This is a genomic window from Candidatus Flexicrinis affinis (assembly GCA_016716525.1).
Taxonomy (GTDB): domain Bacteria; phylum Chloroflexota; class Anaerolineae; order Aggregatilineales; family Phototrophicaceae; genus Flexicrinis; species Flexicrinis affinis.
In genome coordinates, this window is record JADJWE010000001.1 from 581,278 (window position 1) to 607,965 (window position 26,688).

Here is a 26,688-nt window from a genome sequence, read left to right on the forward strand (position 1 = left end):
AAACCCGCCTAAGCCCGGCGCCAGTCCGGCGGGCGGTTTCGGATGCGCCACAGCACTCCGGCGGGATAACCGATCATCTTGGCGATATCGCCGACAACGCGGATTACGGGAACCCACAGCGCGGCTTTCAGCATGTCGAGCGTCCCGGCATAGGGCAGACCGCGCAAGACCGCTGGCAGCCGTGACCATGGCCGGCGGCAGTACGCCAGAGCTCCAACAGCGAACAGGCCCCACGCAATTGGGTGAACGACGAATCCCGCCGCAGCGATCAGCGGCGCGCCAACCACGTAGGTTGCGTAGCGGATCGCGTGACGTTTACGCCATAAATCGGCTTTACCGTCGCCGCGGGCGTAGAGTCGGTACTGCTTGTAAAACGCGCGCAGCGAGGTGCGCGGCCGGAAGTAGACGAGCGCGTCGGGCGCGAACGCGAACGGGCCGGCGATGTCCCGCATACGAAAATCGAAGACCAGATCCTCGCAGTAGTCGAGCCATTCCGGGTAACCGCCCACGCGTTCCCACGCGGATTTGGTGAACGCCACGCTGCGGCTGCTAGGAAGGAATGTGCTCGGGTCGATGTCCGCACGCTGAGGCAGGACGGTGGCGCCCATTGCCGCCTCGAACACCGTATGAACATCCGGCAGGAAGAAACCGGCGACGCACTGTACTGCCGCGTCGCCGTCGAACGGGGCTGTGAGATGCTCAAGCCAGCGATCGGTCAAGCGCACACCCGCGTCAGTCGCGGCGATAACATCCCCCGACGCCGCTGCGATGGCGAGATTGCGCCCCCGGCTGATATTCGCGCCATGCTCGATGCGCAGCAGAATTGGCAGTCGATCGGCGTAGCTCTCGATGATCGCCGCAGTTCGATCCGTGCTGCCGCCGTCAACGATAACGATTTCGTCCGGCACGCGCGACTGTGCCGCCAGCGACTCCAAGAGCCGCCGGATCGACTCGCCCTCGTTGAGGACGGTAGCGATCACAGAAACGCGCATGAACGGGCCTTTCGGCTTCGCAGCTAGGCGCGGTGCCGCTCTGCGAACGCCTGATGGAACGCGATGATCGCCTGCGTACCCTTATGGTAGAGGTCGAGGCTGAAGTGCTCGTCTGGTCCGTGCGCGCCGTCGGTGCTCAATCCAAATCCCATCAGGATCACGGGGAGGCCAAGCTCGCGCTGAAAGTCGGAAACAATCGGGATACTGCCACCTTCGCGCATGAACACCGGCCGGCGCCCCCATGCTTGCGTATACGCATCGATCGCGGCCTGCATCGCTGTCGAGTCGCGTTCGGTCAAAGCCGGGTCGCCGACATGGAGCAGCCTGACCTCGCTCTTGACGGTCGGCGGCGTGATCTGCGCGACATGCGCTTTGACCTTCTCGTAAATGTCATGGGGTTTCTGATCGGCCACCAACCGGCAGCTGATCTTGGCCATCGCCTTCGCGGGCAGCACGGTCTTCGCGCCGGCGCCGGTAAAGCCGCTCAGCATCCCGTTGACCTCCAAAGTCGGTCGTGCGCTGACACGCTCGCGCAGGCTGTAGTCCGACTCGCCCCACGGAGTCGTCAGTCCGGTAGCGCGCGACCAGTCCTCGTGCGCCCACGCCGTCTTCGCCAGCTCGTCGCGTTCTTCGGCGTCGAGCGGGCGCACGTCGTCATAGAAACCGGGGACGCTTACCGCACCGTCGGGATAGTGCAGCTTGGTAATGATTTCGGCCAGCGCCTGAGCCGGGTTGTGCACCGTGCCGCCGAAACCGCCGCTGTGCAGGTCGGTCGCCGGCCCCTGAACGTGGATCTCCATATAGGCGAGGCCGCGTAGTGCATAGACGATCGAGGGCTGCTCGGCCGAGTAGATCGACGTGTCCGAGATCAAGCAAGCATCCGCCGACAAACGGTCTTTGTACTCGGCGACGAACTGCCCGAGGTGGAGCGACGAAATCTCTTCCTCGCCTTCGAAGATGACCTTGATGTTGACGGGAAGCCCGCCTGTGTTGACGAGCGACTCGATGGCGTTCAGATGAGCGACAACCGGCCCCTTGTCGTCGGTACTTCCGCGTGCATACAGCACGGCATCTTTGACGACCGGCTCGAACGGATCGGTCGCCCAGCCGTCGGCCTCGCGGTCGGCGGGTTGAACGTCATAGTGCCCGTAGATCAGTACAGTTGGGCGATCGGCGCCGGCGGTCAACCATTCGCCGTAAACGATCGGGTGACCGTTGGTAGCGATCAGCTCGGCGGTTGGGAAGCCGATGCGTTTCATCTCGTCCACCAACCATTGTCCGGCGCGCTTGACCTCTCCCGCCAACTCCGGTGTGGTGCTCACCGATGGAATGCGCACGAGGTCGAATAGCTTTGCATTAAACCGGTCGGCGTGTGCCGCGGCGTACTCCTGAGGGGACATGAGGGCTTCCTGTGTCATAACCCGCGAAACAGGGTAGCATTATAGCAAATGGATCGTCCTCAAAAGGTGCTGAATGTCCGAGACGCTGAACCTGTCTCCAGATCATCTCGCCGTGATTTACCGGGTGTCCGGGATGATGAATTCCAGTCTCGACTTCGACACCGCTCTCGAAAACATCATGGGCGCGGTGATGACTGTCGTCAACGCGGAGCGTGGCTTCATGCTTCGCGTCGACGAAGCCACCGGCGAACCCAGTGTGCTGGTGGCGCGCGGCCCGACGAGTGATACCGAAGGCTACAGCACGACCATCGTCAATCAAGTCATCAAGACGCGCCAGCCGATGCTGACCAACAACGCGCAGTTTGACGACCGCTATCAGCCGGGCCAGAGCATTATCATCCGCGGCCTGCGCGCCATCTTGTGCGCTCCGCTGATGATTAAAGACCGGTTGATTGGCGTGATCTATGTCGACACCTCGATGCGCGCCGGAAACTTCACTCCCGGCGACCGCGATCTGCTGGGCGCCGTTGCGGCGCATGCGGCCATCGCGCTTGAGAATGCCCGGCTGTATTCGCTCGCTGTCGAACAGGGCCGCCTGATGCGCGAATTGCAGATGGCGCGCGAGATCCAGGAGTCGTTGCTGCCGCAGCACATGCCGCAGATGCCGGGTTACGAGATTGCTGCGCACTGGGAGTCGGCGCGCGAGGTGGCCGGGGACTTCTATGATGTGTTCGCGCTCGGCGACGACCATTTCGCGGTTGTGATCGCCGACGTATCGGACAAAGGCGCGCCGGCCGCGCTGTTTATGGCGGTCGCGCGGACGATGATCCGCACGATGGCGCACGCCGGGTTGACCGCGCTCGACACCCTTTCACGCACCAACGACCTCATCCTCGAGGACGCCGAGAGCGGCATGTTCGTGACGGTCTACTTCAGCATGTATCGCACCGGCGGCGCGGTCGAGCACGTCAATGCCGGCCACAATCCCTCGATCCTCTACCGCCACAACGAGAAGCGTGCATTTCTGCTTCCGCAGGGCGGGCGCGCGATCGGGTGGTTTCCGGACAATCCGCTGCGGCGTGACGAAATCCGCATGCAGCCCGGCGACATCTGCGTGTACTACACCGACGGCGTCTCCGAGGCGTCCAACAAATCGGATCACATGTACGGCGAGGAACGGCTGATCGCCGCACTCCAGCGCAGCGCACACCTGCCGGCTGATCAGATCCTCACGGCGATTCTGAAGGATGTCGATACGTTCTGCGAGGACGTCGACCCGTTTGACGATCAGACGCTGGTTGTCGTACGCTTCACCGGCTGAGCGCAACGTCGACCCGGCACCGGGGTTATGTGATTTGATGCCACAAGTGATCAAGTCCCCCTATGGTTTCCAGTAGCAACAATCAGAACCTACAAGCCTTCCGATGGGTTCTCATCGCCGCCGGTGTAGCCATCACGTTTGCGACCCTGTGGGCGATTCGCAGCATCCTGCTGCTGACGCTGGCGTCTGTCGTGCTCGTCGTGCTGGTGACGATGCCGGTGCGTTTTCTCGCACGCTACAACGTGCGGCGCGGGCCGGCCATTGCGCTTTCGCTGACCGCGATGACCGCTATCGTGCTCATGCTTGGGCGTGTCATGCTGCCGGAGCTTATCGAGCAGTTCAACACGCTCACCACCGAAATCTTGCCGGAGGGCGTGGTTCAACTCATCCAGAGTATCAACGAAGCTGAGCTGTTGGCGCCTGCGCCTTTCCCGTATCACATCTTCGACCATGCCGCGAGCTATAACCCGACACGCTGGGTGATGTTGGTCGCGCAGCCGTTGGCGTATCCGGACAGCTTCCTATATGAGTCGCTGCGCCCGCTGATCGAAAGCGTGCGGGTTGACGCGGACTTGGTCAACGAAGTAGCGCGTCAGATTGCGACGGCGATCGGTCAGATCGGCGTGTCGGTGCTGCCGTTCGTCGGCGATGTCGCCAGCACGGTGCTCAGCGCGCTGATCGTGATCTTCTTGAGCCTGTATTTCTTGATCGATCCCGGCGGCTATGCCGAAGGCATGATCCGTTTGTTCCCGATGTGGTACCGCGAGCGGGCGCGCACCATCATGTCCCAGATGTACGACTCGGTGCGGGGCTGGTTGGAAGGGACGTTCATCTCGATGATTTTCGTCGGGGTAGCGAGCTGGCTTGGGCTGAGTTTGTTGCAGCTTGAACAGGCGGCTGCACTGGGTGTATTGGCGGGGCTGCTCTCGTTCGTCCCGAACTTCGGGCAGCTGGTCGCCGTGATCGCCGCGATCGTTGTCGGCGTAGTGCAAGCGCCGGGCAGCGTGGGGTGGATCATCGTTGTCATTTACGGTACGTCCTTTGTGCAAAGCCAAATCTTTACGCCGCTGCTGTTCGGACAAAGTATCCGCATTCCCCCCGTACTTGTGCTGCTGGGCCAGATCGTGTGTGGTTCGCTCTTCGGCTTCTTAGGGATTTTGCTGGCCGTGCCAATCACGGCAATCTTCCAGATCCTTGTGCGCGAGGTCTATGTAGGAGATGTGCTGGGCGATCGTTCGGGGGCGCGCGGCTCGTCGCGCGGCCAGCAGACCGAGAAATCGCCCGCTGCGGACGACGGAAGCGAACTGGCGGCCGACACGGCCTGACCCTGACATTTGTGATGAACTTCGCAAACTGCCCTTGACACGGGAACGCTGAGGACTATAATGCCGCCCTTGTCGCTCAACTGCGACGTTAACAAACGACCGAACAGAGGATGACGGAGCGCGCGAAACGGCGGGGCTTCCGCCAGCGCGTACTCGTCGACGCATCGAGTGGTTGTGGGGCCGCAACGCGACAACCGAGACAAGCGCACTTGCTTGGGCAGATATCCCAATTAACCCAAAACAGTTTAAGAAACTGTTGAAAATGGGATTGACTCTCCAACGCGAGGATGCTAACCTGTTGGTCCCGCGCCGAACCGCCGCAGGTGGTTTTGTGCGCGATGCAGCTTAACAGCAGAAGAGTGAGACAGAAGAGCCCCGAGGTCATGAGAGGTCATGGCCTTGAGAAATTGATGGAGAGTTTGATCCTGGCTCAGGATGAACGCTGGCGGCGTGCCTAACACATGCAAGTCGAACGGACCCTTCGGGGTGAGTGGCGCACGGGTGAGGAACACGTAGCTTACCTGCCCTCAAGACTGGGATAACCCTGCGAAAGCAGGGCTAAAACCGGATAAGCTCACGAGGTACAGAGGCCTTGTGAGAAAATCTAAGGAGCTTGAGGAGGGGGCTGCGGCCCATCAGCTAGTTGGTAGGGTAACGGCCTACCAAGGCGACGACGGGTAGGGGGCCTGAGAGGGTGACCCCCCACACTGGGACTGAGACACGGCCCAGACTCCTACGGGAGGCAGCAGTGAGGAATATTGCGCAATGGGCGAAAGCCTGACGCAGCGACGCCGCGTGGACGATGAAGGTCTTCGGATCGTAAAGTCCTTTTCTGCGTGACGAGGAAGGACGGTAGCGCAGGAATAAGTGTCGGCTAACTACGTGCCAGCAGCCGCGGTAACACGTAGGACGCAAGCGTTATCCGGAATTACTGGGCGTAAAGAGCGTGTAGGCGGCACGGTAAGTCAACCGTGAAAGCTCCCGGCTAAACTGGGAGAGGTCGGATGAGACTGCCGAGCTAGAGGGTCGTAGAGGGGTGTGGAATTCCGGGTGTAGTGGTGAAATGCGTAGAGATCCGGAGGAACACCAGAGGCGAAGGCGGCACCCTGGACGACACCAGACGCTGAGACGCGACAGCACGGGGAGCGAACGGGATTAGAAACCCCGGTAGTCCGTGCCGTAAACGATGTGCACTAGATGTTCGGTCCTCTACGGGGGAGTGAGCGTCGCAGCCAACGCGGTAAGTGCACCGCCTGGGGAGTACGGTCGCAAGGCTAAAACTCAAAGGAATTGACGGGGCCCCGCACAAGCAGCGGAGCGTGTGGTTTAATTCGAGGCTACGCGAAGAACCTTACCTGGGTTTGACATCCCCTGACGGCGTATGAAAGTACGTTTCCGAAAGGCAGGGAGACAGGTGCTGCATGGCTGTCGTCAGCTCGTGTCGTGAGATGTTCGGTTAAGTCCGAAAACGAGCGCAACCCCCGGGTCTAGTTACAAGTGTCTAGACCGACTGCCTGCGACAAGTGGGAGGAAGGTGGGGATGACGTCAAGTCAGCATGGCCTTTACATCCTGGGCTGCACACGTGCTACAATGGCGCGCACAATGGGAAGCAAGACCGCGAGGTGGAGCAAATCCTGAAAGCGCGTCGTAGTTCGGATTGCAGGCTGCAACTCGCCTGCATGAAGCTGGAGTTGCTAGTAAACGCAGGTCAGCACACTGCGTTGAATACGTTCTCGGGGCTTGTACACACCGCCCGTCACGTCATGGGAGCTGGTCACGCCTGAAGTCGGGAAGGTAACCGAAAGGAGCCTACTGCCGAAGGCAGGGCTGGTGACTGGGACGAAGTCGTAACAAGGTAGCTGTACCGGAAGGTGCGGCTGGATCACCTCCTTTCTAAGCACAAATGGGGTGGGAGCGAAAGCTTACTGCCCGACCAAGCAAGACCCATCCGGGTCATGGTGCTCAAGACCGAAGGTCTCGTCTGTCTCACTGTTCTGCTGTTAAGCACAGCAGTTTTTCAATTTCTGAGTGGTTTAGCTACCTCACGGTGGCGTGGAGCGCAAGTTCCAGGCTACCGCCGGGCAGATAAACCGGCGCAGGTTAACAGCCGAATACGAGTAACGCGATACACGCAAGGGTGAAGCGGGGAGCGATGTGCTCCTTGCATCATCACTGTGTTCTCGAACAAGGAAAGTAAGGGCACACGGGGGATGCCTTGGTGTCTAGTGCCGACGAAGGACGTGGTACACTGCGAAAAGCTCTGGTCAGGGGTGTGCACCCGCGAGCAGCCAGAGATGTCCGAATGGGGAAACCCGGTCCGGGTCATGCCGGATCACGCTGAAAAGCGAGGGAACCAGGCGAACTGAAACATCTAAGTAGCCTGAGGAAGAGAGAGGATTCCGCGAGTAGTGGCGAGCGAAAGCGGAACAGCCCAAACCGGTGGACGCGTTCCACCGGGGTTGAAGGACTGACGGAAATCTGCGGAAGCGAAGTAGAAGGGCTTGGGAAAGCCGACCGAAGAGGGTGAGAGTCCCGTACACGCAGCGAAAGCAGAGGGTCAGAATCCTGAGTACCACGCGGCACGCTAACCGCGTGGGAAGCTGGGGGGTCCACCCTCCAAGGCTAAACACACTAGACGACCGATAGTGCAAAAGTACCGTGAGGGAAAGGTGAAAAGAACCCCGGCGAGGGGAGTGAAAGAGACTCTGAAACCGTGTGCTTACAACCAGTCAGAGGGGCAGCGATGTCCTGATGGCGTGCCTTTTGGAGAATGAGCCTGCGAGTGAATAGGTGTGGCAAGCTTAAGGCAGTAACAGCCGGAGGCGAAGCGAAAGCGAGTCTGAACAGGGCGGCCAGTCGCACTTATTCGACACGAAACCGGGTGAGCTATGCATGGGCAGGGTGAAGCGTGAGTAACATCACGTGGAGGCCCGAACTCACGTTTGTTGCAAAAAACGGGGATGACCTGTGTATAGGGGTGATATGCCAAACGAACTCGGAGATAGCTTGTTCTCCCCGAAATAGCTTTAGGGCTAGCGTTCGATGTCAGTGCCGGAGGTAGAGCACTGGATGGGCTAGGGGGCGTCCAGCTTACTGAACCCAACCAAACTCCGAATGCCGGACACTGAAAGTCGAGCAGTCGGGCTGCGTGAGATGAGTTTCGCAGTCGAGAGGGAAACAACCCAGATCCACCGCTAAGGTCCTGGAGTGTGTGCTAAGTGGGAAACGATGTGACCGTGTTTAGACAGCCAGAAGGTTGGCTTAGAAGCAGCCACCCTTTAAAGAGTGCGTAACAGCTCACTGGTCAAACGCGGTTGCGCGGAAAATGTAACGGGGCTCAAGCACACCACCGAAGCGAGGAATGCGAAAGCATGGTAGGGGAGCGTTCTGCGGGCGGAGAAGGCGAACTGGAAGGTTCGTTGGAGCGCGCAGGAGTGCGAATGCAGGCATGAGTAGCGAGAACACTGTGAGAACCAGTGTCGCCGAACCTCTAAGGTTTCCGACGGAAGGTCAGTCCGCGTCGGGTTAGTCGGGCCTAAGCCGAGGCTGAAAAGCGTAGGTGATGGACAAACGGTTAATATTCCGTTACCGGTTGCAGGGGAAAGTGGAAGGTCAAGGGAGACTCAGCCGTCGCAGTGGATGACGGTGGTAAGCGGGAGAGCCCGCGATGCCGTGCGCAAGCAAGAAGTGAGAGGTACCGAGATCCAAGAAAAGCCACAATCCATCGAAGCAGCCGCCCGTACCAGAAACCGACACAGGTAGAGGGGTAGAGAATACCAAGGCGAACGGGAGAACCCTCGTTAAGGAACTAGGCAAAAAGGCCCCGTAACTTCGGGAGAAGGGGCGCCTCCGAGAGGAGGCCGCAGTGAAGAGGCTCTGCCGACTGTTTACCAAAAACACAGGTCTCTGCGAATGCGAAAGCAGACGTATAGGGGCTGACGCCTGCCCAGTGCCGGAAGGTTAAGAGGAGGGGTGCAAGCTCTGAATCTAAGCCCTGGTGAACGGCGGCCGTAACTATGACGGTCCTAAGGTAGCGAAATTCCTTGTCGGGTAAGTTCCGACCCGGCCGAAAGGCGTAACGAGTGGAGCACTGTCTCAACGAGGACCCGGCGAAATTGAAGTACGTGTAAAGATGCGCGTTACCCGCAGCAGGACAAAAAGACCCTGTGGAGCTTTACTCTAGTTTGCCATTGCGCTAGGACGTTGATTGTGTAGGGTAGCTGGGAGCCAAGGAAGCGTGCGCGCTAGCGTGCGTGGAGGCAGCGATGAAACACCAGCCTGTTAACGTTTTGGCCCTAACCTACGTGTGACAGCACGGGGACAGTGGCAGATGGGGAGTTTGACTGGGGCGGTCGCCTCCGAAAGTGTAACGGAGGCGCCCAAAGGTTGGCTCAGGCGGAATGGAAACCCGCTGAAGAGTGTAAAGGCAGAAGCCAGCTTGACTGCAAGGCCAACGCGCCGAGCAGAGACGAAAGTCGGGCTTAGTGATCCTACGGCCCTGAGTGGAAAGGCCGTAGCTTACCGGATAAAAGCTACCCCGGGGATAACAGGCTAGTCTCGTCCAAGAGTTCATATCGACGACGAGGCTCGGCACCTCGATGTCGGCTCATCGCATCCTGGGGCTGGATAAGGTCCCAAGGGTTGGGCTGTTCGCCCATTAAAGCGGTACGTGAGCTGGGTTCAGACCGTCGTGAGACAGGTCGGTCTCTATCCGCTGTGGGCGTTGGGAGTTTGAGAGGATCTGTCCTTAGTACGAGAGGACCGGGATGGACGAAGCGCTCGTGTGCCGGTTGTCACGCCAGTGGCATAGCCGGGTAGCGAACTTCGGAGCGGAGAACCGCTGAAAGCATCTAAGCGGGAAACCGGCCTCAAGATGAGACTCCCCCTGAGACCGCATGGAGACGACGTGCTGGATAGGTCGGACGTGGAAGCGCAGCAATGTGTGGAGCGAACCGATACTAATGGTCGAATGACCTTGTTCAGAATGCGTGGTGATGCAGGGAGCAGATCGCTTCGCGCACCGGAGCGTGTGGAAAGTTACTCGTAGACGGCAAACAAACCGCAAAACGAATACCCGACCTCGTGAAAAGGCGAGGGAGGTGTGTTGGTGGCTAGAGCCGCGGGGGTACACCCGGTCCCATCCCGAACCCGGAAGTTAAGCCCGCGAGCGCCGATGGTACTGCACTGGCGACGGTGTGGGAGAGTAGGCCGCTGCCAACTCATCTTCCTCGCTTTTCTATTTCCACACCTCTCCCCTATTCAACCCCAAGAAGCAACCAGCCGCCAGTTAGGCGGCTGACACGAAGCTGAACCACTGGTCACGAATCGCGGGGCATGCTATCGAGCCATGCAGCGCTCGCGCGTGATGAACCGCGGCACCTTCTCATCACTCTCAACTTCCTACCTAGAGGACGTGTGTGCGCTCCATTTCGGCGTAACCCGCAGCACACTCGCGCCAGGCCTCGCCGAGCCGCTTGAATCCGACTTCAATGTCTTCGGGGCGGTGCGCTCCATAGTTCAGACGTACCGAATACGGGTCGGCCTGCCCGGCGTAAAAGATATTCCCGATGGCGTATCCAACACCGCGCTGCACTGCCGTCAGATACAGTTCGGCCGCCGTCGGCCCTTGATTTGGAAACCGTACCCATAGATACAATCCGCCAAGCGGCGTACGAAACTGCGTGCCAGCTGGGAAGTGCTTGCGAGCGGCCATTACGGCGATATCTCGCCGACGCTTAAACTCGCGGTTGTTGCGCTGAAGCTGCTGCGCCATTACACCCCGCTCGAGCATCAGATGAATTGCGCGCTGGTTCAGGCCCGGTGTCGAAATGTCCGCCGACTGCTTCACACGTACGATCCGTTGATGATGCTTGCTGTCGCTGATCACGTATCCGATACGAATCCCCGGCAGGAGCATCTTTGTAAACCCGCTGGCGTGGATAACGACGCCGTACTCATCGAGTGCACGCAGCGGCGGGATATGGTCGCCCTCATAGCGGAATTCGTGATATACGCCGTCTTCAAGAATCGTGACGCCGTACTGCATTGCTAGATTGATCAACTGACGCCGGCGATGCAGCGGCATGACGACACCGGTCGGATTCTGGAAGCTCGGCATGACGTAAATCAGACGCGGCTGGCGTTCGGCGATGAAAGCCTCGAGAATATCGAGCCGGATCCCGTCTTGGTCGATGGGGATACCCACGACGTTGAGCCGGCGCGTTCGCGCGATGTCCAGCATTCCCAGATACGTCGGATCCTCGGTGACCAGCGTCTCGCCCTCAGAGAGCAGGGCCTGAATAACGAGGTCGAGCGCTTGCTGGGTGCCGCCAGTGATCAGGATGTCACGGGTCGTGCAGCGAATGCCCAACGCGCTCACATAGTCGCGGACGGCGTTGCGCAACGGGCCGTATCCCTCTGGCGCTTCGTATCCGAGCGCACGCGTGCCGTCCCGCTCGAATACCGTGTTCATCGCGTCGCGAAGGTACTGCACAGGCAGCATCTCAACCTGCGGCGCACCCTGGCCGAAGTAGATCACGCCGGGCTGGCGCGCCATTCGCATCAGATCGCGCAGCGAACGATCGCTGCTGTTGGATTGGTCCCTAATGGAGTGAATCTGCGGACGCTCTGCGCGCTGTTCGTTCGTAACCTCACGCGCCACGAACGTGCCACGGCCGGCGTGTGCACTCAAGTAGCCCTCGGCGCGCAATTCGGCATAAGCATTGACGACGCTGATCCGGCTGATCCCAAGCGAATCGGCCAGTTCGCGGCTTGCCGGCAACCGCGAACCGGACGGCAGCGAGCCGCTGTCGATCTGTGCGCGGATGTGACGTATGAGCTGTCGGTAGATTGGCTCCTCGCCCTCTCGATCCAATGTCGAGGCAAGCTGTGACACGTTGAACATCGGTTAAATTCCGTCTATCTGATTGAATGAGTCCATTTCGGCCCATTATGCAACAAGATTACGATTGTGTACACAAAAGGCGCTCAAGAAGAGCGCCTTGCTGGTGCTGATTGTGGCTCCCAACACCTATCGGTGTCGCTTAATCAGTTGGATCAACTGCTGAATGCTCAATTCCGGTAGGGCGTGGCTCATGACCACCCGGTGCACGTTCGGCCCGTTGACGGGGATTGCGACATCTGGCGCATCCGCGACGACGAAGATTGGCTTCTCCCGGTTGTTGAAATGCCGCACAACCTGCTGCACAAACGGCGAGCGCATCGCCGCAAACGTTGCGATGACGATCAACCCCCAGCATTCCAAGCGCGCCTGATCGATCGCAAGGCGCCAATCATCCGAACCCACGGGAAGATACTGCTCGACCCAGACGGCCATCTGAGCGTCGTACAGCCGGTTAAACACCGGCGCGACCTTTGTCTCCCAATCGGAACGGGTGTACGCCATGAACAGGTGATTGACGAGTGCGCCGCTGCTCAATCCAGTCCCGACGCCGGTCGCTTTGAGACGATCCGTAAGCGTCGGAATGCGCGGAGCACCGGTCTGCAAGCGCACCGTGCCGGTATCCGTACGGTCCTGCAGCACGGTCGTAGCCTGCCGCCGATCGAGAAGCTGATCGGGAGTCATCGTGTAGTACATCGTGATGGTCTGGCCGATTCGGATGATGTCCCCCGGCTGGATCGGCATCTCGGCGGTGAGTTCGACGTCGTTCAGTTTCGAGCCATTCGTCGACCCGACGTCCTGTACGGAATAACCGGAACCGCTCCGAACCAGCTTGAGGTGCAGGCGGCTCATTTCCGGTTCCAGGATGATGATGTCGTTCATCGTGCCGCGCCCGATCAGAATGGTCTCGCCCTGAAGTGGGTGAACGGTCCTATTTGGCTGACCTTCGATCGCTACGACCAGATACGGGATGCCGGTTTCGGTTTCATCCATCTGCGAAGTGACGACCTGGTACTCGAGTGTGATCGAGTCGCCCAATTCGATCAGGTCGTTATGCTTCAATTCCCAGCAGTCGTTCACGCGCTGGCCATTGACGAAAGTACCGTTGCGGGAGTTGAGGTCGCACAACTCGTAGCCGTTGTCCACCTTGGACAAACGGCAGTGATCGCGGCTAACCTCGTTGTCGTCAATGATGACATGATTACGCATGCCGCGGCCGATCATGACAATATCCCCGCTTACCGGGAATGTTTGTCCGACCTTTGGCCCTCGACGCATGACTAGCTGGGCAGGCATGAAGGGTGACCTTGGTTCAACGCTAAGGCGCGCATAAGCGATACCAGTATAACCATGACGCGGAGGCGCACGCAATACGACGCGGCTTTCCCCGTGTATTCGCCCAATTATGACACACTTCGGCCCGGTTGACGTTATGAAACTTTAACATATCACTACAATGCAAACTGACCCGAGTCGAGTTCTTCTTGCATCCGCTTGGCGAGGGCCGGATTGTTTACGGCGAGTTGGGCGTTCACCCATTGCGAAAGGCCATGGAGTGCCGCGACGAATTGCTCGTCGCGGTCGAATTTGCCTGACCGGATCGATGCGCACAATGCCGGTACAAGCGCTGCCGGTGCGCGCTCGTCATCGCCCATCAGCACCGAGAGGACGTCGCTCTCGACTTTGGCAAGCTCAGATGCTGCGCCGATCTCGCGCGCTGCAACACGCAGCAGGTTGAGGGCCACCAGCGTTTGAAAGTAGAGCTTGGGCTCGCCTCGCACGACAGGAATGACAGCAGCCTCGATGTGGTGCCGCACCGCATCGATTAGCTCTTGAAGCATCGGCCGGTCGGTCATCTTGTCACCTTTGCCGGGAGGCGCTTGATCAGCGCCAGTGCCTCGGCTTGCATGTCCAGAGAACGCCGCCCCAGGCTGGCAAGCTCTACGCTTGGATCTGCACCAGACAAGTGGCGCTGTGCCTGGCTTAGGCAGATCACAGCCCACCGAACGTTGCCGAAGACCTCCCACCAGTCCACTGCCGAGCGGTCAACCTTCACGCCGCTCGCCTGCTCATAGTCGGTCAAAAACGCCTCGCGTGTCGTCAAGCCTGCCGCCCGCAGCGCGTCGCTGCCGAAGCGCCAATCGCGCATACACAGGTAGCCGAGTTCTTCAGCAGGGTCGCCTACATGGGCAAATTCCCAATCGATTACGGCGGTCAGTCCGTCCGGACCCACCAACAGGTTCCCCACCCGAAAATCGCCGTGGACGAATGTGATGCGCTGCGGCATGGGCACGTTGAGGACACACCATCGCAGCGCAAGCTCCAGCGCCGGAATATGCGCGTCTAGCGAGTCAAGCACATCGTATACGTCTGTGATGGCGTTTTGTGCAGGATTGTCAGAGGAGGGCCTGCGCAGAAAAGCCAGTGGTTCGGTGTGCCAGTCCAAGCTGTGGATGCGCGCAAGTTGCCGTGCCATCTGCTGGGGCAATACCGCACGCGCAGCGGCTAGTTCCGGCGATGTCATCACCTTGCGACCGATCGACACGCCCTCGACATAATCCATGATGAAGAACGGAAAGTCCAACGGCTCGCGAGAATCGCACAGCCAGCGCACCCGCGCACAGGCGATATCGTGGCGATACGCAGCTTGCATTAAGGCGAACTCCTGGGCCCGGGTCAACGCAGACTCGGTCATCGTGGTTGCCAGGTCGCGGCGCATCACCAGTCGTTCGCGGGTTCCGTCAGCGTAGGACGCGACGAACGCCCAACTGTCGCGGGACGCGCCTCCAGCGAGCGCTTGCAGGTCGCTCACCTCGACCGACACGCCTACCATGTCGGTCAGGTATTTGCCAAGGCGCTGCGCAAGGTCGCCGTGTTCCATGCTGGTCCTTCTACTCGGGTCGCGATGAGCTGTTCACAGGATACAATTTGTTCCAGCGCGAGCCGCACACGAATTGGGGAGCGGATATGTATGACTTCAGTATACCTACTCATATTCAGGACCTTGTAACGCGAATTCATCAGTTTCTGAAGGACGTCGTCATCCCGCTCGAAGCGCATGCCGGCGAAGATTCGGAAGACGGCCTCCCACTCGAACGCCTCAAAATTGCCCGCGAGCAGGCCAAGGCGGCCGGGTTGTGGTGCCCCACCATGCCGACCGACCTCGGTGGCATGGGTCTGTCAATCACCGAGATTATCCCGGTGTTCGAGGCCGCCGGGCGCAGCCTGCTCGGCCCGCTCGTCATGGGCTGCGCCGCGCCGGACGAGGGTAATTTGCACCTGCTGCACATGTTCGCCAACGCCGAACAGCGCGAGCGCTACCTCAAACCGCTTGCGACGGGCGAGACGTTCTCGGCCTTTGCGATGACCGAACCGGCGCCGGGAGTAGGCAGCGACCCGTCCATGCTCAAGACGACGGCGCACCGCGACGGCGATCACTGGGTCATCAACGGGCACAAATGGTGGACGACCAACGCGACGCAGGCCGATTTTCTCATCATCATGGCGCGCACCGACGACTCGGGCGGAAGATCGAGTGCCACGCTCTTTCTGGCGCCGATGGACACACCCGGCATCGAACTCGTGCGCAACATCCCACACCTCGGCGGGCCGGACTTCGGGGGTCATGGGGAGATTCGATTCAACGGATTACGACTGGGCGACGATGCCGTGCTCAGCGAGGTTGGCAGTGGTTTCGCGCTGGTGCAGGCTCGGCTCGGCCCTGCCCGACTCACACACTGCATGCGCTGGACGGGCATCGCGCAGCGCGCGCTGGAGATCGCAGCGCGTTACGCCAATACGCGTGAGGCCTTCGGGACCACGCTAGGCGGTCATCAGGCGGTTCAGTGGATGTTGGCCGATAGCGCGACCGAGCTGCATGCTGGGCGCCTCATGATGCAGCACTGCGCATGGCTGATTGAAAACGGCAAAGACGCGAAGCAAGAAATGTCGATGTGCAAGGTGCATGTCGCTGAAACCGTCAATCGGGTGCTGGACCGTGCGATACAGATATGCGGCGGGCTGGGGATCAGCCGCGATCTGCCGCTGGCACAGTGGTACGAGTCCGCGCGGGCGTTTCGCATCTATGACGGGGCGAGCGAGGTTCATCGAATGGTCGTCGCGCGCCGCATCCTGAAGGCAAATCGTGAGGCTTAGGCTAACTTCAGGCCGACTTCGACAGTGGTCCCGGTGTTAGGTGCGGACTGAATCGCGCATGTCCCGCCGTACAAATCCGCCAACCGGCGGACAATGGCCAATCCCAGCCCGACGCCCTGCTGCTCGAAAAGGTTGCGCTGAAATTGGGTATAGGCGCCGATGTTCTCTAGTTCACTGGGATACATGCCACGCCCTTGATCGGAGATAGTCACGATGTAGTTGTTATCGCGCACGAAGGCCAATACTTCGATCGGCGTACCGGGCTGCGAGAACTTGCACGCGTTGTCCACGAGTTCTGATGTGAGCTTGTGGAGGTTGTCGCTGCTTGCTGCTACCGGAACGCTCGAAATCTCGTGTCTGAGGTCGTCGAGGCGGTCATGGGACTTGCAGACCTCAACCGCGGCGTCGTAGATTGACCCGCCCGGATTCTCGGTCCGTTCCCGCGAGACGCCGTCTCGGCGCGCCCGATCCGCTGCTGTCATCTCAAGCTGTGCGTAAAATAGATAGTTCTCAACGAGGCGCTGAAGCCTTCGGCCAGAACGCTCGATGATGCGGGCGACATTCTGCACGCGCTCGACCTCTAAGCCGGCGGGATGATCCATCAACAAGAATTCGGCGCAGCTCAGGATGCCGGTTAGGGGCGAGCGCAGCTCGTGGGGCAGAGCATGCACGATGGTCTTGCGCAGGTCGTCCAGACGGTCGTCAGTGCGGTGCTTGATTTCCTCGCGCCGGCGCAAACGGGTTGCCACCGTGTCGAGCAGTTCGCGGTGCGTGAAGGGCTTGGCAATGTAGTCGTCTGCCCCGTGCGACATCCCCTTGCGTGCACTCGCGCGGTCGGCAAGTGCGGTCAAAAACACGAATTGCGTATCGGCTGTGCGGGCAGAACTCCGCAGTTCGAGCAGCACGTCCCATCCGGTGATGCCCGGCATCAATACGTCGCACAGCACGATGTCCGGATTGTGCTGCTGTGCCAGTTCAATGCCGACCATGCCGTTCGGCGCGTCGATAACGTCGTAGTCCTCGTACGACAGAATCTCGCAGATGTTGCTGCGGATATGGTCCTCGTCCTCGATGACCAGAATGAGAGACATGAATTTGGTTTACTCCGTTAATCGATTACCAGCCCCACGTGCCGGCGCCGCCCTTGAACGGCCCGACGACGTCGGAGGTGATCCACCCGCCGTAGAAATCGCCGGGCTGCGCTTCGACGGTTTCGCCGTCCACCGTGCAGCGATCCATGCGACCGGCATAGAATGCGATGTATCCCGCAATCGGCTCGAACCCCGGCGCTGGATCGAGATAGCCCCACGCCGCATTTGGTTCGATCCGATCGCCTACCGCGACCGCCCAATACGTCGCGCTGCCTTTGAACTCGCAGAAACTCGTACGCGGCGTGCGCTGCAAGTACTCCATCCGAATGTCGGACTGGGGGAGGTAGTACACCGGCGGGTGACTGGTCTCCAACACGCGATACGCTCCAGTGGTGTCGGCCAGCGTAACCCCTGCGATTTCGATGACGATTCTCTTCGATACCCGCTCGACTCGGGGCGGACGCGGATAGTCCCACACCGACTCCTGGCCTTGCGTGGGCTGTATACGCTTGGGGAAGATCATTGCGAACTCGTTGTGACAACCCAGCAGAAGACTGCAGTATATCAACCGACCTTCCTATTGTCGTCAACGAACGCCGCAGTTTAGAATTAAGATTCCCCGGGCGAGAGCGATTCTTATGTCAGTAGCCGACGAAATTAAGGCGAGACTCGATATTGTCGCCTATGTACAGCAGTACGTCCCGCTCAAAAAGGCGGGCCGGACGTACAAGGCGTGCTGTCCGTTCCATCAGGAGAAGACGCCGTCGTTCGTGGTCGATCCGGTGCGGCAGACGTGGCGCTGTTACGGGTCCTGCGCCACGGGTGGCGACGTGCTCAACTTCGCCATGCGCCAGCACGGATGGACCTTCACCGAGGCTCTGCGCGAACTCGCCCAGCAGACTGGGGTTCAGCTCAAGGCCCGAACGCCCGAACAGCGCCAAACCGACGAACGGCACGAATTCCTGCGCGGCCTGCTGCATTCTGCTGCCGAGCAGTATCACCGCTGGTTGATCCAACCCGATACCGTGCCGGGACATCACGCACAGGCCGCCCGCTCCGTGCTCGACTACGCACGGGTCAAGCGCGCGTTGAGCGACGAGACGCTCATCAAGTTCCAGATTGGCTTCGCACCTCCGGAGTGGTCGGGGCTGCTGACCACCATGAAGCAGATCGGCTACACCGAGGACGACATGATCGAGGCGGGAATGGCGGTCCGCAGCGACGCCGGTCGCATATACGACCGTTTCCGCAACCGGCTGATGATTCCGATTCGCGACGATCGCGGCCGTGTGATCGGGTTTGGCGCGCGTGCGCTCGATCCTGATGACAACCCGAAGTATTTGAACACACCGGAGACGCCCGTTTTCAACAAAAGCCGGACGCTGTTTGCGCTCGATACCGCGAAGGGCGCCATCCGCGACAGCGGCGCCGTCGTAATTGTGGAAGGCTACTTGGACGCAATCCAAGCGCAGCAGGCGGGCTTCGGAAACGTCGTCGCGCAGATGGGGACGGCACTTACCGACTCGCAGCTACAGCTCGTCGCACCGCGATACGCGCAGCGCGTGCTTTTGGCGCTTGACAGCGATGCTGCCGGCCAAAATGCCACCATGCGCAGCCTCGAAGTCGCGCGCCGGGCGCTGAGTCAGGACTTTGCCGGCCGCATGCAGATCGATATGCGCGTGTTGTCGATCCCCGGCGCCAAAGACCCCGACGACCTGATCCGCGAACAGCCCGAACTGTGGCCGCAGATTGTGGACGAAGCGCGCCCGGTGGCTGACTTCGTGATCGAATTCGAGACGCGTGACCTGTCGCCGCATGCGACGATCGTCGAAAAAGAAGCGGCGGCACGCCGCATCCTGCCGCTGCTGATGGCGTCCGAGCGTGAGCTGTACCGACAGGACAACCTGCAGAAGTTGGCTGCGCACCTGCGGATTGCCGAGAAGACACTCATTGGATGGGCTGCCTCGCAGCCCGCAGAGCCGAAGCCTATACGTCGTGCGCCCTCGCAGCCTGCGGCGCGCGATATGGCCCCCCCACCGGAGTATGACGAGTTCGGCGATCCCATGCCGGTCGACGTCGGGGTCGACGTCGCGCCGCCCGCGGCTCAACCGGCCCCGCGCATGCCCGCCCCGCAGGACGATCTGGCGCTGGAACGGTATTGCCTGCGCCGGCTAATCGAACAGCCCGCCTGGGCCTATGCGGCGAATCAGCGATTGCGTACGCTGTCCGAAGATAACCCGGCGCTTTCCGACGGGCCGCTGTGCGATCTGACCGACGAAGATTTCCTCGACAGCACGCATCGAACGATATGGTTGGCGATTCGCGGCGCGCTGTACACGGCGCAGGCCGAGCCGGCAGCCCACATTGAGAAGCGGCTCGACGCCGACAGCGCGGACGTACTGGCAGGGCTGCGCGCGTCCGACGCGGCGCACGTTCGTGCAAGTATCAAAGAACGGCTTGATGGGGACGCCGCCGCGCTTTGGGATGAGTTGAGCAAACGCACAGCGCCGGCATTCGACGCGAAAGAGGACCTGGTCGTCGCTGTGCTGCGGCTGCGAGCGGTGCGGATCGGCCGCGATCGTGAATCGCTGGCTGCACTGCTGGCAGAGTCCGAGGGCGACCGGGGGGAAACGCGGCGGCTGATGGCATCGTTGAACGTGTTGGCTCAGGCGGTGCGCCAACTCGACGCTGAACTGTCTCGGCGCATACGCTAGAATAGTCCGCACGCAGAGGGGGTGCGTTCATGCCTGATCCAAACGACTACGGCGACGATATTGATTTCAATGAAGATTTCGAGGAGGTTGAGTCGCCCGAAGAGGACGACGATCTTGATTCGATATCGCCGTCTGTCAGCGATGATGTCGACTTTCAGCCCGGTGCCGAAGAAGAGATCGAAGACGACCTGACCGAAGTACAGATCGATGCCGTCGTATCTACCGACGACCCGGTTCGCATGTATCTGAAAGAGATCGGCCTTGTGCCGCTGCTCGACGGGAACAGCGAGGTGTGGCTGAGCACACAGCTTGCCGCCAACACGATGCTGCAGTCGTTTACCGACAGACTCTCGGCACCGACAGTGCACGCCGGGTCGGATGATCCGGGGCTGCCGGCGCCGCACGAAGTCGTCGAGCTTGCGTATCACACGATTCTGCACAGCTGGAGCGAGATTCAGAAGCGGGCCGCTGCGCTGAAGGTCGAGGAACCGGATATCTTGCGGTTGATCGAAGAAGTGCAGGCCATCGCTGGCGGCGACCAGCCGGAAGGTAAGTCGTACGTGCGCAGCTACCTGCGTCAGCGCGATTGGGGACGCGACGAGGCGTGGTCGGACTATGCCACGCCGATTTTCGAGTTCATGCAGGGCTTCTACTTCGTGCCCTCGCACCTGCTCATCCAAGTCAAGTCCATCGTCCGCAAATCCGGCGAGCTTCCAGATGCCTCCGTGTTCAGTCGCTTACTCATGGATGACGAAGACGCGGTCGAAGACCTGCCTGCGATCTTCGAGGACATCGAACGCCGCGCGGAATTGGCGAGCGAGTCGCTGACGCGAGCGAACCTGCGATTGGTCGTCAGCGTGGCCAAACGGTACATGGGCCGCGGGATCAACTTCCTGGATCTCATTCAAGAAGGCAACATCGGGCTGCTGCGCGCCGTCGCGAAATTCGACCACACCAAGGGGTTCAAGTTCAGCACGTACGCAACGTGGTGGATCCGTCAGGCGATCAGCCGCGCGATTGCCGATCAGGCGCGCACGATCCGAATCCCCGTTCACATGGTGGAGACGATCAACCGGCTTGTGCGGGTGCAGCGCCAGCTTCTGCAGCAGAATGGCTCGGAGCCTACGGCGGAACAGATCGCGCTGGAGATGGATTTCTTGACGCCGGAAGAGACGAAGGCGATCAAGTACCTGAAAGAGCAGGGGATCCCGCTTGAAATGGGCTTGCAGCGCAAGCTGCGCCGCGCCGCGCAAAAGGTGCGGAAGATCCTCCGTGTGAGTCAGGAGCCGCTCAGCCTCGACCAGCCCGTCGGGCAGGAAGAAAGCAGCCAGTATGGGGACTTCATCCCCGACGATAAGACACCCGGGCCGGCGGAGTCGGCGACCCGTCAGCTCCTCAAAGAGCAGATGCAGCAGGCACTCGGCATCCTCAGCGACCGCGAGCGAGAAGTGCTCGAGATGCGCTATGGCCTTGTCGACGGTCAGGATCGCACACTTGAAGAGGTCGGCCGCTATTTCGGCGTTACGCGAGAGCGCGTCCGCCAGATCGAGGCCAAGGCGCTTCGCAAGTTGAGGCACCCGACCCGCAGCCGCCAACTGCGCGACTACCTTGATATGTAGCGATGGCCCTTCCACCGCCAACCTATTGCCCGCGCTGCGCCGCCGAACTCGTCACGCGTGAGGAAGGCGGCCGCATGCGGCCGGTGTGCCCCAACTGCGGCTACGTGCATTATGTCAATCCTGTTCCAACGGTCGGCGTGCTGATCGAGATGGACGGCGGCATTGTATTGATTAGGCGCGGCCACCCGCCGCATCAGGGCGAGTGGGCATTCCCGAGCGGCTATGTGGAAGCCGACGAGCGACTTGAAGAGGCGGCCGTTCGCGAAGCTGAGGAAGAGACCGGGCTGCAGGTTGAAATTCTCGAGCTAACCGACCTGAACAGCTACCCGGAAGGACCCCCGGCTAGCGGAATCATGGTGTTCTACCGCGCACGGCCGGTTGGTGGCGTGCTTCGCGCGGGAGACGACGCCGCCGACGTGCGCGTATTCGCGCCGGACGACGTGCCGCTAATCCCGTTTCGTACGCATCGCGAGGCGCTGGCCCGCTGGTTCGAACGCGCGGGCGTCGCATCACGGTCTCAGTTCGGTGAGCGTGTCGAGAGCGATGTCATCGTGCGGCCCGCGCACTCAGCAGACTTCCAGCAGGTGCTCGAACTGATCCGAACGATTCCGTCCAATCGCGAGCTTACGGATGGTCAGTGGGAGGCCGCGCGACAGCGCCTGCGCGAGGACTTGTCGATCGTGACGCTGGTTGCCACGACGCCACAGCAGCCCGAACTGATCATCGGGTGCGTCGTCATGAGCACGGCGCGCACGCTCACGTCGGGATACGGAGTTATCAACGATACCGCTGTCCTGCCCGCCTTCCAGCGGCGCGGGATCGGTGCGGCGCTGCTGGAAGGGTGTATGCGGCGCGCCGCGGAACTCAACCTCAACACCTTGATCGTCAACGAAGAGCGCGCCAACGAGGCCGCGCGCCGGTTCTACGAGTCGGTCGGGTTTAGCGAAAGCCCGGCGCTGCTGCTCAAACTACGCTGAGTTCTACGCCAAGTCTCATGGCGTATATACGCATCCGTAACGATGCGCCGTGCTACACTGTGCCACGAGACTCAACCCGCGCATCGGGGACGTGCGCGACCGGGGGCCATGTTCAAAGATATCTCCGATCTCATACGTTTTAACCCGCCGCAGCTCGGCTATGGCGTCGCCGTTACAGATATCGACGGAGACGCCGAATTCGAGTTCGTGGTCGCCGGCAACAACTTCCCCAACCGCGTCTTGAAGTGGAATGGACGCGCGCTGGTGGATCTTGTCGACCCGGTGTTGGCCGACAGCCAGCGTCAGGCGATCGGCGTCGCGGCGGCGGACATCAACGGCGACGGCCGCGAAGAGATTTATGTCATGAACACCGATACGTTTGGAGGACGCAAGCGCTTCGGTGACCGGCTGTTTCTGAACCGCGGCACGCGCTGGGTCGACCTGTTCGACCTTGAAGAGAATCAAGGGGTCATGAACCTCACGGCCGGACGATCGGTCGCATGTGTCGACCGCGACGGCAATGGACGCTACGGGTTCTTCGTCGCGAATTACGGCGGGCCGATGCGCTTCTACGAGCTTAACGACGAGGGATTCGTCGTCGATGTGGCGAGTAGGGTGGGCGTCGACCTGACGTCCGGCGGCAGGTCGCTTGTCTCTTTGCCGTTGGTCAGCTCGCGCATGGACGTTTTCGCCGGCAACGAACGCGGTGCGAACTTCTTGTTTCAGAACAACGGCGACGGCACGTTTATCGAGATCGCCGAGCGCGTCGGTGTCGCTGACTCGCTCGAAAACGTGCGCGGGGTCGCGGTACTCGACGCCAACGGCGACGGTCAGCTCGATCTCGTCTACGGGAACTGGGAAGGCCCGCATCGGCTGTTCGTGCGCACTCCGCAAGGGGTATTCCGCAACGTTGCCCCGCCCGAGCTGGCGCTCCCGAGCCGCGTGCGAACGGTCATCGCCGCCGACTTTGACAACGACGGCTACGAAGAGTTGTTCTTCAACAACATCGGCGAGCCGAATCGACTTTTCGGGTTCCGGGACGGCGAATGGACACGGCTAAATCCGGGGGCGGCCATCGAGGCTACCGGTCTCGGAACCGGCGCCGCTGTCTGCGACATCAACCGTGATGGCCGGCTCGAACTGCTGATCAGCCACGGTGAGTCCGCCATGCAGCCCGTCACGTTATACGCGCCGCACGCCAACCTCAGCCATTGGCTCCGGATCCTGCCGCTTACCCAATACGGCGCGCCGGCGCGCGGCGCGATCGTCAAGCTGCATATGCGCGAACGGTCGCAAATCCGCGCGATCGATGCCGGCAGCGGCTACCTTTGCCAGATGGAACCGGTTGCGCACTTCGGTCTCGGACCCGAGCCAGACGACGAACTTACTGTAGAGGTCCATTGGCCGTCCGGCGCGCATACGATCCTCGACATTGCGCAGATCGACCGAATGTATTCTGTCGAACACCCTGAATAGTCCAGCCCAAAGATGAGAAATGAGCACCGTTACGGTGCTATAGGCAGGACGGCGGCGGACGGTCCATCGCCGTCCGTGTTCATGGTGCCGAGCAGTATAGCGCTGTTGTCCGGCGCGAAGTTGAGCGACAGCACGGTTTGCGGGGACGGGAGCGGCACCTGCTGGATCGTTGTGCCCGTTGCGCGATCGACCACGATCAGAGCGTCAGGGTCGCGCGCCACGGCGGCGATCAGCGTACCATCGCGGCTGACACCGATGGTTAGCAGCCGATCGGCGACGGTGGCGATCAGCCGATCGGTTCGCGACTCGATATCGTACTCGTGCAGCTCTCCCGAGCGCAGCATGTACACCAGTGTACGGTCGTCGGCGAAGGCCATGCGCGCGATCGAAAGCAGCGGGATATCGCCTTCGCTCTGGCGTGCGGTGAACCAATCGAGCGTTTCGATGTCCCGAACAACGATCTCGTCGAACCCGTTGGCTGTCGCGTAGCGCGTGCCGTCGGGTGCGAGCGCGGCCGCAATCGCAGAGGCGCGCATGATGCCTTGCGGCTCGCGCAGTATGGCGCGCAGTTCGCTACTCCTCACGAAACGCCGGCCCGCCACACCGGTGAAAGCCCCGGACGTCACATCGACGAGCAGCAGCAGGGGCTGTACGCCGGTTGTAAGCAGAGTCAGGGTGTTTCCGTTAGGCAGAAATCCGAGCGTCTGCGCATCAAACTGGAGCGTGGAATACGTAGCGAGCAGCGACCAATCCGCCGTGTTCCAAAGCGCGATGTCGCCGTTCGCGTGGACGACGGCCAACCGCGTACCATCGGCGGTGAAGGCGACCGACGTCGCGATATCAACCGGGCCATCAAGCGTAGTGACGACCGAGTTGTCGCTGAGGCTGATGATCGTCAGGTCGTTGGGCAAGTCCATGTCTGCGACGAGGACGGCGCGCGCATCTGTGAATGCGACGGCGACGGTTCCGTCAGGCGAGGCGACTGCCTGCGAACCGTACCCTTCGACCGGCAGCGGCACCAGCTCGGGCTGCGCCGATGCCGCTGCCGATCCCAAAACAATACAGGCGAGAAGTAGGACGATCTTGCGTCGTAGCATGGTTCTCTCATTCATGTTCCCAAGCAGCGCGTGGTGCAACGTTAGCATATCTTGAAATCTCGCGCTGCTGATGCCGCGACTTCGCTTTACGGCCGTACACCCATGCGCTATAATCCGACCCATTCGAGGTGGGAATTTAACCGGGTGTCAATTTGACAAGCTATCCCGGTTATGTTAACCTCGCCTCGGCTAATTGTGCGAAATTGAACAAACGAAATCCGGGGGCTAGCCAATGGCTCTACAGCAGTTTGCGCCCATCGCCGTAATGATCGTTGTGGCGGTCGCTTTGGCGTTCATCATCCTGATGATTTCGCGCGTGTTCGGCCCACACCGGCCGACCTCGCGCAAGACTGCGCCGTACGAGTCCGGTATGAAGCCGATAGGCCCGGGTACGCGCCGGATGCCGGTTAAGTTCTACCTCGTCGCCGTCCTATTCATTCTGTTCGACATCGAAGTGATCTTTTTCCTCCCTTATGCCGTCGTCTTCCGCGACCTCGGCATTTACGGGTTGGTGACGATGGGCCTGTTCTTATTCATCCTCACGGTCGGCCTCGTATACGAGTGGAAGAAGGGCGCGCTGGAATGGGAGTAACACCGAAGCTCGGTAACCTCGGCGTTGTTACGACGACGCTTGAAACGGCAATCAACTGGGCACGCACGGGTGCGACATGGCCGCTGTTGTTCGGCCTCGCGTGCTGCGCCATCGAATACATGAGCACGCAAGCAGGGCGCTACGATCTGGCTCGCTTCGGCATGGAGCTGAACCGCGCCAGCCCGCGTCAGGCCGATCTGATGATCGTCGCTGGCCGCGTGACGCGCAAGATGGCCCCGGTCGTGCGCACCCTGTACGATCAGATGGCCAGCCCCAAGTGGGTCATCAGCATGGGCGACTGCGCCTCGTGCGGCGGTGTCTATAACAACTACGCCGTCGTGCAGGGCGTTGACGAGATCATTCCGGTCGACGTGTACGTGGCCGGGTGCCCGCCGCGCCCCGAGCAGCTGATGCACGGAATCCTCACCCTGCAGGAGAAGATCAAGGGCGAACGGATTCAGGAGTGGGCGAGCTAATGGTCAACATCGATCCCGCCAAGAATCCGGTTGAGGTTCTGAATTCCGCGATCCCGGGCGTTGTCCAGGATGTCGTCGAGTTCGCGGGTGAGACGACGATCGTCGTCGACCCGCAGCAGATCATCCCGGTGATGCGCGTGCTGCGCGACACGCCGGGACTCATCTTCAACTTCATGAGCGATGTGAGTGCAGTGGATTACTGGGAACCGGGCGGTGTATACGACCGGCCCGGCCGGTTTGCCGTTTGCTACCACATCTATTCGATGCTCTACAACGTGCGCCTGCGCGTGAAGGTTTACCTCGATGAGGACGAGCCAGAGGTTGAGACTGTCAGCACCGTTTGGCCGGCGGCGAATTGGCTTGAACGCGAGGCGATGGATTTGATGGGCATCACGTTCCTCAATCATCCCGATCCGCGGCGGCTGCTGATGCCGGACGACTGGCACGGCCACCCGCACCGGCGCGATACTCCGCTGGGTTACGAGACCGTTCAGTTCTCGTTCAACGCGGAAGAGATCATGAAGCACAAGCCGTTCGCCAAAGAGTAGGGT

At 60.7% G+C, this 26,688-nt stretch carries 19 protein-coding genes, 3 rRNA genes and 1 pseudogene; 14 read left to right on the forward strand and 9 right to left on the reverse strand.

Annotated features, from left to right (window positions below; genetic code table 11):
- Positions 1-8 precede the first annotated feature (8 nt).
- Together IPM16_02275 and IPM16_02280 are read right to left on the reverse strand one after the other, a co-directional pair.
- On the reverse strand, positions 9-992 hold the full coding sequence (locus tag IPM16_02275; GenBank protein MBK9121936.1) for a glycosyltransferase: 984 nt from the start codon (positions 990-992) through the stop codon (positions 9-11).
- 23 nt (positions 993-1,015) lie between these two features.
- The gene (locus tag IPM16_02280) at positions 1,016-2,410 is read right to left on the reverse strand and encodes a dipeptidase (GenBank protein MBK9121937.1); all 1,395 of its coding nucleotides are present in this window, start codon (positions 2,408-2,410) and stop codon (positions 1,016-1,018) included.
- 55 nt (positions 2,411-2,465) lie between these two features.
- Between IPM16_02280 and IPM16_02285 the strand changes: the two genes are divergently transcribed.
- The 5 genes from IPM16_02285 to rrf all read left to right on the forward strand — a co-directional run bounded on the left by IPM16_02285 (position 2,466) and on the right by rrf (position 10,259).
- Entirely contained in the window at positions 2,466-3,713 is a 1,248-nt protein-coding gene (locus IPM16_02285; GenBank protein MBK9121938.1) for a SpoIIE family protein phosphatase, read from the forward strand.
- 62 nt (positions 3,714-3,775) lie between these two features.
- Entirely contained in the window at positions 3,776-5,038 is a 1,263-nt protein-coding gene (locus tag IPM16_02290; protein MBK9121939.1) for an AI-2E family transporter, read from the forward strand.
- Positions 5,039-5,445: 407 nt separating this feature from the next.
- Positions 5,446-6,932 (forward strand): 16S ribosomal RNA (locus IPM16_02295).
- Between the two features lie 290 nt (positions 6,933-7,222).
- Positions 7,223-10,021 (forward strand): 23S ribosomal RNA (locus IPM16_02300).
- A 121-nt stretch (positions 10,022-10,142) separates the two neighbouring features.
- Positions 10,143-10,259, forward strand: a 5S ribosomal RNA gene (gene rrf / locus IPM16_02305).
- Together the 16S, 23S and 5S rRNA genes form the textbook arrangement of a ribosomal RNA operon.
- A gap of 184 nt (positions 10,260-10,443) precedes the next feature.
- Here rrf and IPM16_02310 read toward each other — a convergent pair.
- The 4 genes from IPM16_02310 to IPM16_02325 all read right to left on the reverse strand — a co-directional run bounded on the left by IPM16_02310 (position 10,444) and on the right by IPM16_02325 (position 14,821).
- Positions 10,444-11,943, reverse strand: a complete 1,500-nt coding sequence (locus IPM16_02310; protein MBK9121940.1) for a PLP-dependent aminotransferase family protein — start codon at positions 11,941-11,943, stop codon at positions 10,444-10,446.
- Between the two features lie 126 nt (positions 11,944-12,069).
- The gene (locus IPM16_02315; GenBank protein ID MBK9121941.1) at positions 12,070-13,236 is read right to left on the reverse strand and encodes an FHA domain-containing protein; all 1,167 of its coding nucleotides are present in this window, start codon (positions 13,234-13,236) and stop codon (positions 12,070-12,072) included.
- 155 nt (positions 13,237-13,391) lie between these two features.
- On the reverse strand, positions 13,392-13,796 hold the full coding sequence (locus IPM16_02320; GenBank protein ID MBK9121942.1) for a hypothetical protein: 405 nt from the start codon (positions 13,794-13,796) through the stop codon (positions 13,392-13,394).
- Complete coding sequence (locus tag IPM16_02325) at positions 13,793-14,821, reverse strand: phosphotransferase family protein (GenBank protein MBK9121943.1); 1,029 nt, start codon at positions 14,819-14,821, stop codon at positions 13,793-13,795. The genes IPM16_02320 and IPM16_02325 overlap by 4 nt, the downstream gene beginning before the upstream one ends.
- Before the next feature lie 86 nt (positions 14,822-14,907).
- Here IPM16_02325 and IPM16_02330 point away from each other — a divergent pair, with 86 nt between their 5' ends.
- Positions 14,908-16,095 carry an acyl-CoA dehydrogenase family protein gene (locus IPM16_02330; protein MBK9121944.1) on the forward strand — a complete coding sequence of 396 codons (1,188 nt, stop codon included), beginning with the start codon at positions 14,908-14,910 and terminating at the stop codon, positions 16,093-16,095.
- On the opposite strand, the gene IPM16_02335 is transcribed toward IPM16_02330, so the two are convergent.
- Positions 16,092-17,186, reverse strand: a complete 1,095-nt coding sequence (locus tag IPM16_02335; GenBank protein MBK9121945.1) for a response regulator — start codon at positions 17,184-17,186, stop codon at positions 16,092-16,094. The genes IPM16_02330 and IPM16_02335 overlap by 4 nt on opposite strands.
- Before the next feature lie 25 nt (positions 17,187-17,211).
- Positions 17,212-17,709 (reverse strand): DUF427 domain-containing protein, encoded by a 498-nt coding sequence (locus IPM16_02340; GenBank protein MBK9121946.1) that lies wholly within the window; start codon positions 17,707-17,709, stop codon positions 17,212-17,214.
- Positions 17,710-17,824: 115 nt separating this feature from the next.
- On the opposite strand from IPM16_02340, the gene dnaG reads away from it, so the two are divergent.
- The 5 genes and pseudogenes from dnaG (at position 17,825) to IPM16_02365 (ending at position 23,972) form a co-directional block, all read left to right on the forward strand.
- Positions 17,825-19,900 (forward strand): DNA primase, encoded by a 2,076-nt coding sequence (gene dnaG, locus IPM16_02345; GenBank protein ID MBK9121947.1) that lies wholly within the window; start codon positions 17,825-17,827, stop codon positions 19,898-19,900.
- Between the two features lie 29 nt (positions 19,901-19,929).
- Positions 19,930-20,175, forward strand: a pseudogene (locus IPM16_02350) (RNA polymerase subunit sigma-70).
- A gap of 363 nt (positions 20,176-20,538) precedes the next feature.
- On the forward strand, positions 20,539-21,519 hold the full coding sequence (gene rpoD / locus IPM16_02355) for an RNA polymerase sigma factor RpoD (GenBank protein ID MBK9121948.1): 981 nt from the start codon (positions 20,539-20,541) through the stop codon (positions 21,517-21,519).
- Positions 21,520-21,521: 2 nt separating this feature from the next.
- The gene (locus tag IPM16_02360) at positions 21,522-22,496 is read left to right on the forward strand and encodes a GNAT family N-acetyltransferase (protein ID MBK9121949.1); all 975 of its coding nucleotides are present in this window, start codon (positions 21,522-21,524) and stop codon (positions 22,494-22,496) included.
- A 108-nt stretch (positions 22,497-22,604) separates the two neighbouring features.
- Complete coding sequence (locus tag IPM16_02365) at positions 22,605-23,972, forward strand: CRTAC1 family protein (protein MBK9121950.1); 1,368 nt, start codon at positions 22,605-22,607, stop codon at positions 23,970-23,972.
- 29 nt (positions 23,973-24,001) lie between these two features.
- On the opposite strand, the gene IPM16_02370 is transcribed toward IPM16_02365, so the two are convergent.
- Positions 24,002-25,069, reverse strand: coding sequence for a WD40 repeat domain-containing protein (locus tag IPM16_02370; protein MBK9121951.1), 1,068 nt, complete (start codon positions 25,067-25,069; stop codon positions 24,002-24,004).
- A 232-nt stretch (positions 25,070-25,301) separates the two neighbouring features.
- Between IPM16_02370 and IPM16_02375 the strand changes: the two genes are divergently transcribed.
- Genes IPM16_02375 through IPM16_02385 form a run of 3 tightly spaced genes read left to right on the forward strand, consistent with a single transcriptional unit; the run spans position 25,302 to position 26,685 of the window.
- Positions 25,302-25,661 carry an NADH-quinone oxidoreductase subunit A gene (locus tag IPM16_02375; GenBank protein MBK9121952.1) on the forward strand — a complete coding sequence of 120 codons (360 nt, stop codon included), beginning with the start codon at positions 25,302-25,304 and terminating at the stop codon, positions 25,659-25,661.
- Positions 25,652-26,137: an NADH-quinone oxidoreductase subunit B gene (locus tag IPM16_02380; GenBank protein ID MBK9121953.1), complete on the forward strand. Its 486-nt coding sequence runs from the start codon at positions 25,652-25,654 to the stop codon at positions 26,135-26,137. Before IPM16_02375 ends, IPM16_02380 begins: the two co-directional genes overlap by 10 nt.
- A complete protein-coding gene (locus IPM16_02385) occupies positions 26,137-26,685 on the forward strand; it encodes an NADH-quinone oxidoreductase subunit C (protein MBK9121954.1) in 549 nt (182 codons plus the stop codon). The genes IPM16_02380 and IPM16_02385 overlap by 1 nt, the downstream gene beginning before the upstream one ends.
- Positions 26,686-26,688: the final 3 nt, after the last annotated feature.

Excerpts from the sequence above, each read along its gene's own strand:
- IPM16_02315 (MBK9121941.1), bottom strand. The coding sequence starts at position 13,236 with ATGCCTGCCCAGCTAGTCATGCGTCGAGGGCCAAAGGTCGGACAAACA.
- IPM16_02370 (MBK9121951.1), bottom strand. The coding sequence starts at position 25,069 with ATGCTACGACGCAAGATCGTCCTACTTCTCGCCTGTATTGTTTTGGGA.
- dnaG (MBK9121947.1), top strand. The coding sequence starts at position 17,825 with ATGTCAGTAGCCGACGAAATTAAGGCGAGACTCGATATTGTCGCCTAT.
- IPM16_02340 (MBK9121946.1), bottom strand. The coding sequence starts at position 17,709 with ATGATCTTCCCCAAGCGTATACAGCCCACGCAAGGCCAGGAGTCGGTG.
- IPM16_02280 (MBK9121937.1), bottom strand. The coding sequence starts at position 2,410 with ATGACACAGGAAGCCCTCATGTCCCCTCAGGAGTACGCCGCGGCACAC.
- IPM16_02360 (MBK9121949.1), top strand. The coding sequence starts at position 21,522 with ATGGCCCTTCCACCGCCAACCTATTGCCCGCGCTGCGCCGCCGAACTC.
- IPM16_02275 (MBK9121936.1), bottom strand. The coding sequence starts at position 992 with ATGCGCGTTTCTGTGATCGCTACCGTCCTCAACGAGGGCGAGTCGATC.
- IPM16_02310 (MBK9121940.1), bottom strand. The coding sequence starts at position 11,943 with ATGTTCAACGTGTCACAGCTTGCCTCGACATTGGATCGAGAGGGCGAG.
- rpoD (MBK9121948.1), top strand. The coding sequence starts at position 20,539 with ATGCAGGGCTTCTACTTCGTGCCCTCGCACCTGCTCATCCAAGTCAAG.
- IPM16_02375 (MBK9121952.1), top strand. The coding sequence starts at position 25,302 with ATGGCTCTACAGCAGTTTGCGCCCATCGCCGTAATGATCGTTGTGGCG.
- IPM16_02380 (MBK9121953.1), top strand. The coding sequence starts at position 25,652 with ATGGGAGTAACACCGAAGCTCGGTAACCTCGGCGTTGTTACGACGACG.
- IPM16_02320 (MBK9121942.1), bottom strand. The coding sequence starts at position 13,796 with ATGACCGACCGGCCGATGCTTCAAGAGCTAATCGATGCGGTGCGGCAC.
- IPM16_02365 (MBK9121950.1), top strand. The coding sequence starts at position 22,605 with ATGTTCAAAGATATCTCCGATCTCATACGTTTTAACCCGCCGCAGCTC.
- IPM16_02335 (MBK9121945.1), bottom strand. The coding sequence starts at position 17,186 with ATGTCTCTCATTCTGGTCATCGAGGACGAGGACCATATCCGCAGCAAC.
- IPM16_02385 (MBK9121954.1), top strand. The coding sequence starts at position 26,137 with ATGGTCAACATCGATCCCGCCAAGAATCCGGTTGAGGTTCTGAATTCC.
- IPM16_02285 (MBK9121938.1), top strand. The coding sequence starts at position 2,466 with ATGTCCGAGACGCTGAACCTGTCTCCAGATCATCTCGCCGTGATTTAC.
- IPM16_02330 (MBK9121944.1), top strand. The coding sequence starts at position 14,908 with ATGTATGACTTCAGTATACCTACTCATATTCAGGACCTTGTAACGCGA.
- IPM16_02325 (MBK9121943.1), bottom strand. The coding sequence starts at position 14,821 with ATGGAACACGGCGACCTTGCGCAGCGCCTTGGCAAATACCTGACCGAC.
- IPM16_02290 (MBK9121939.1), top strand. The coding sequence starts at position 3,776 with ATGGTTTCCAGTAGCAACAATCAGAACCTACAAGCCTTCCGATGGGTT.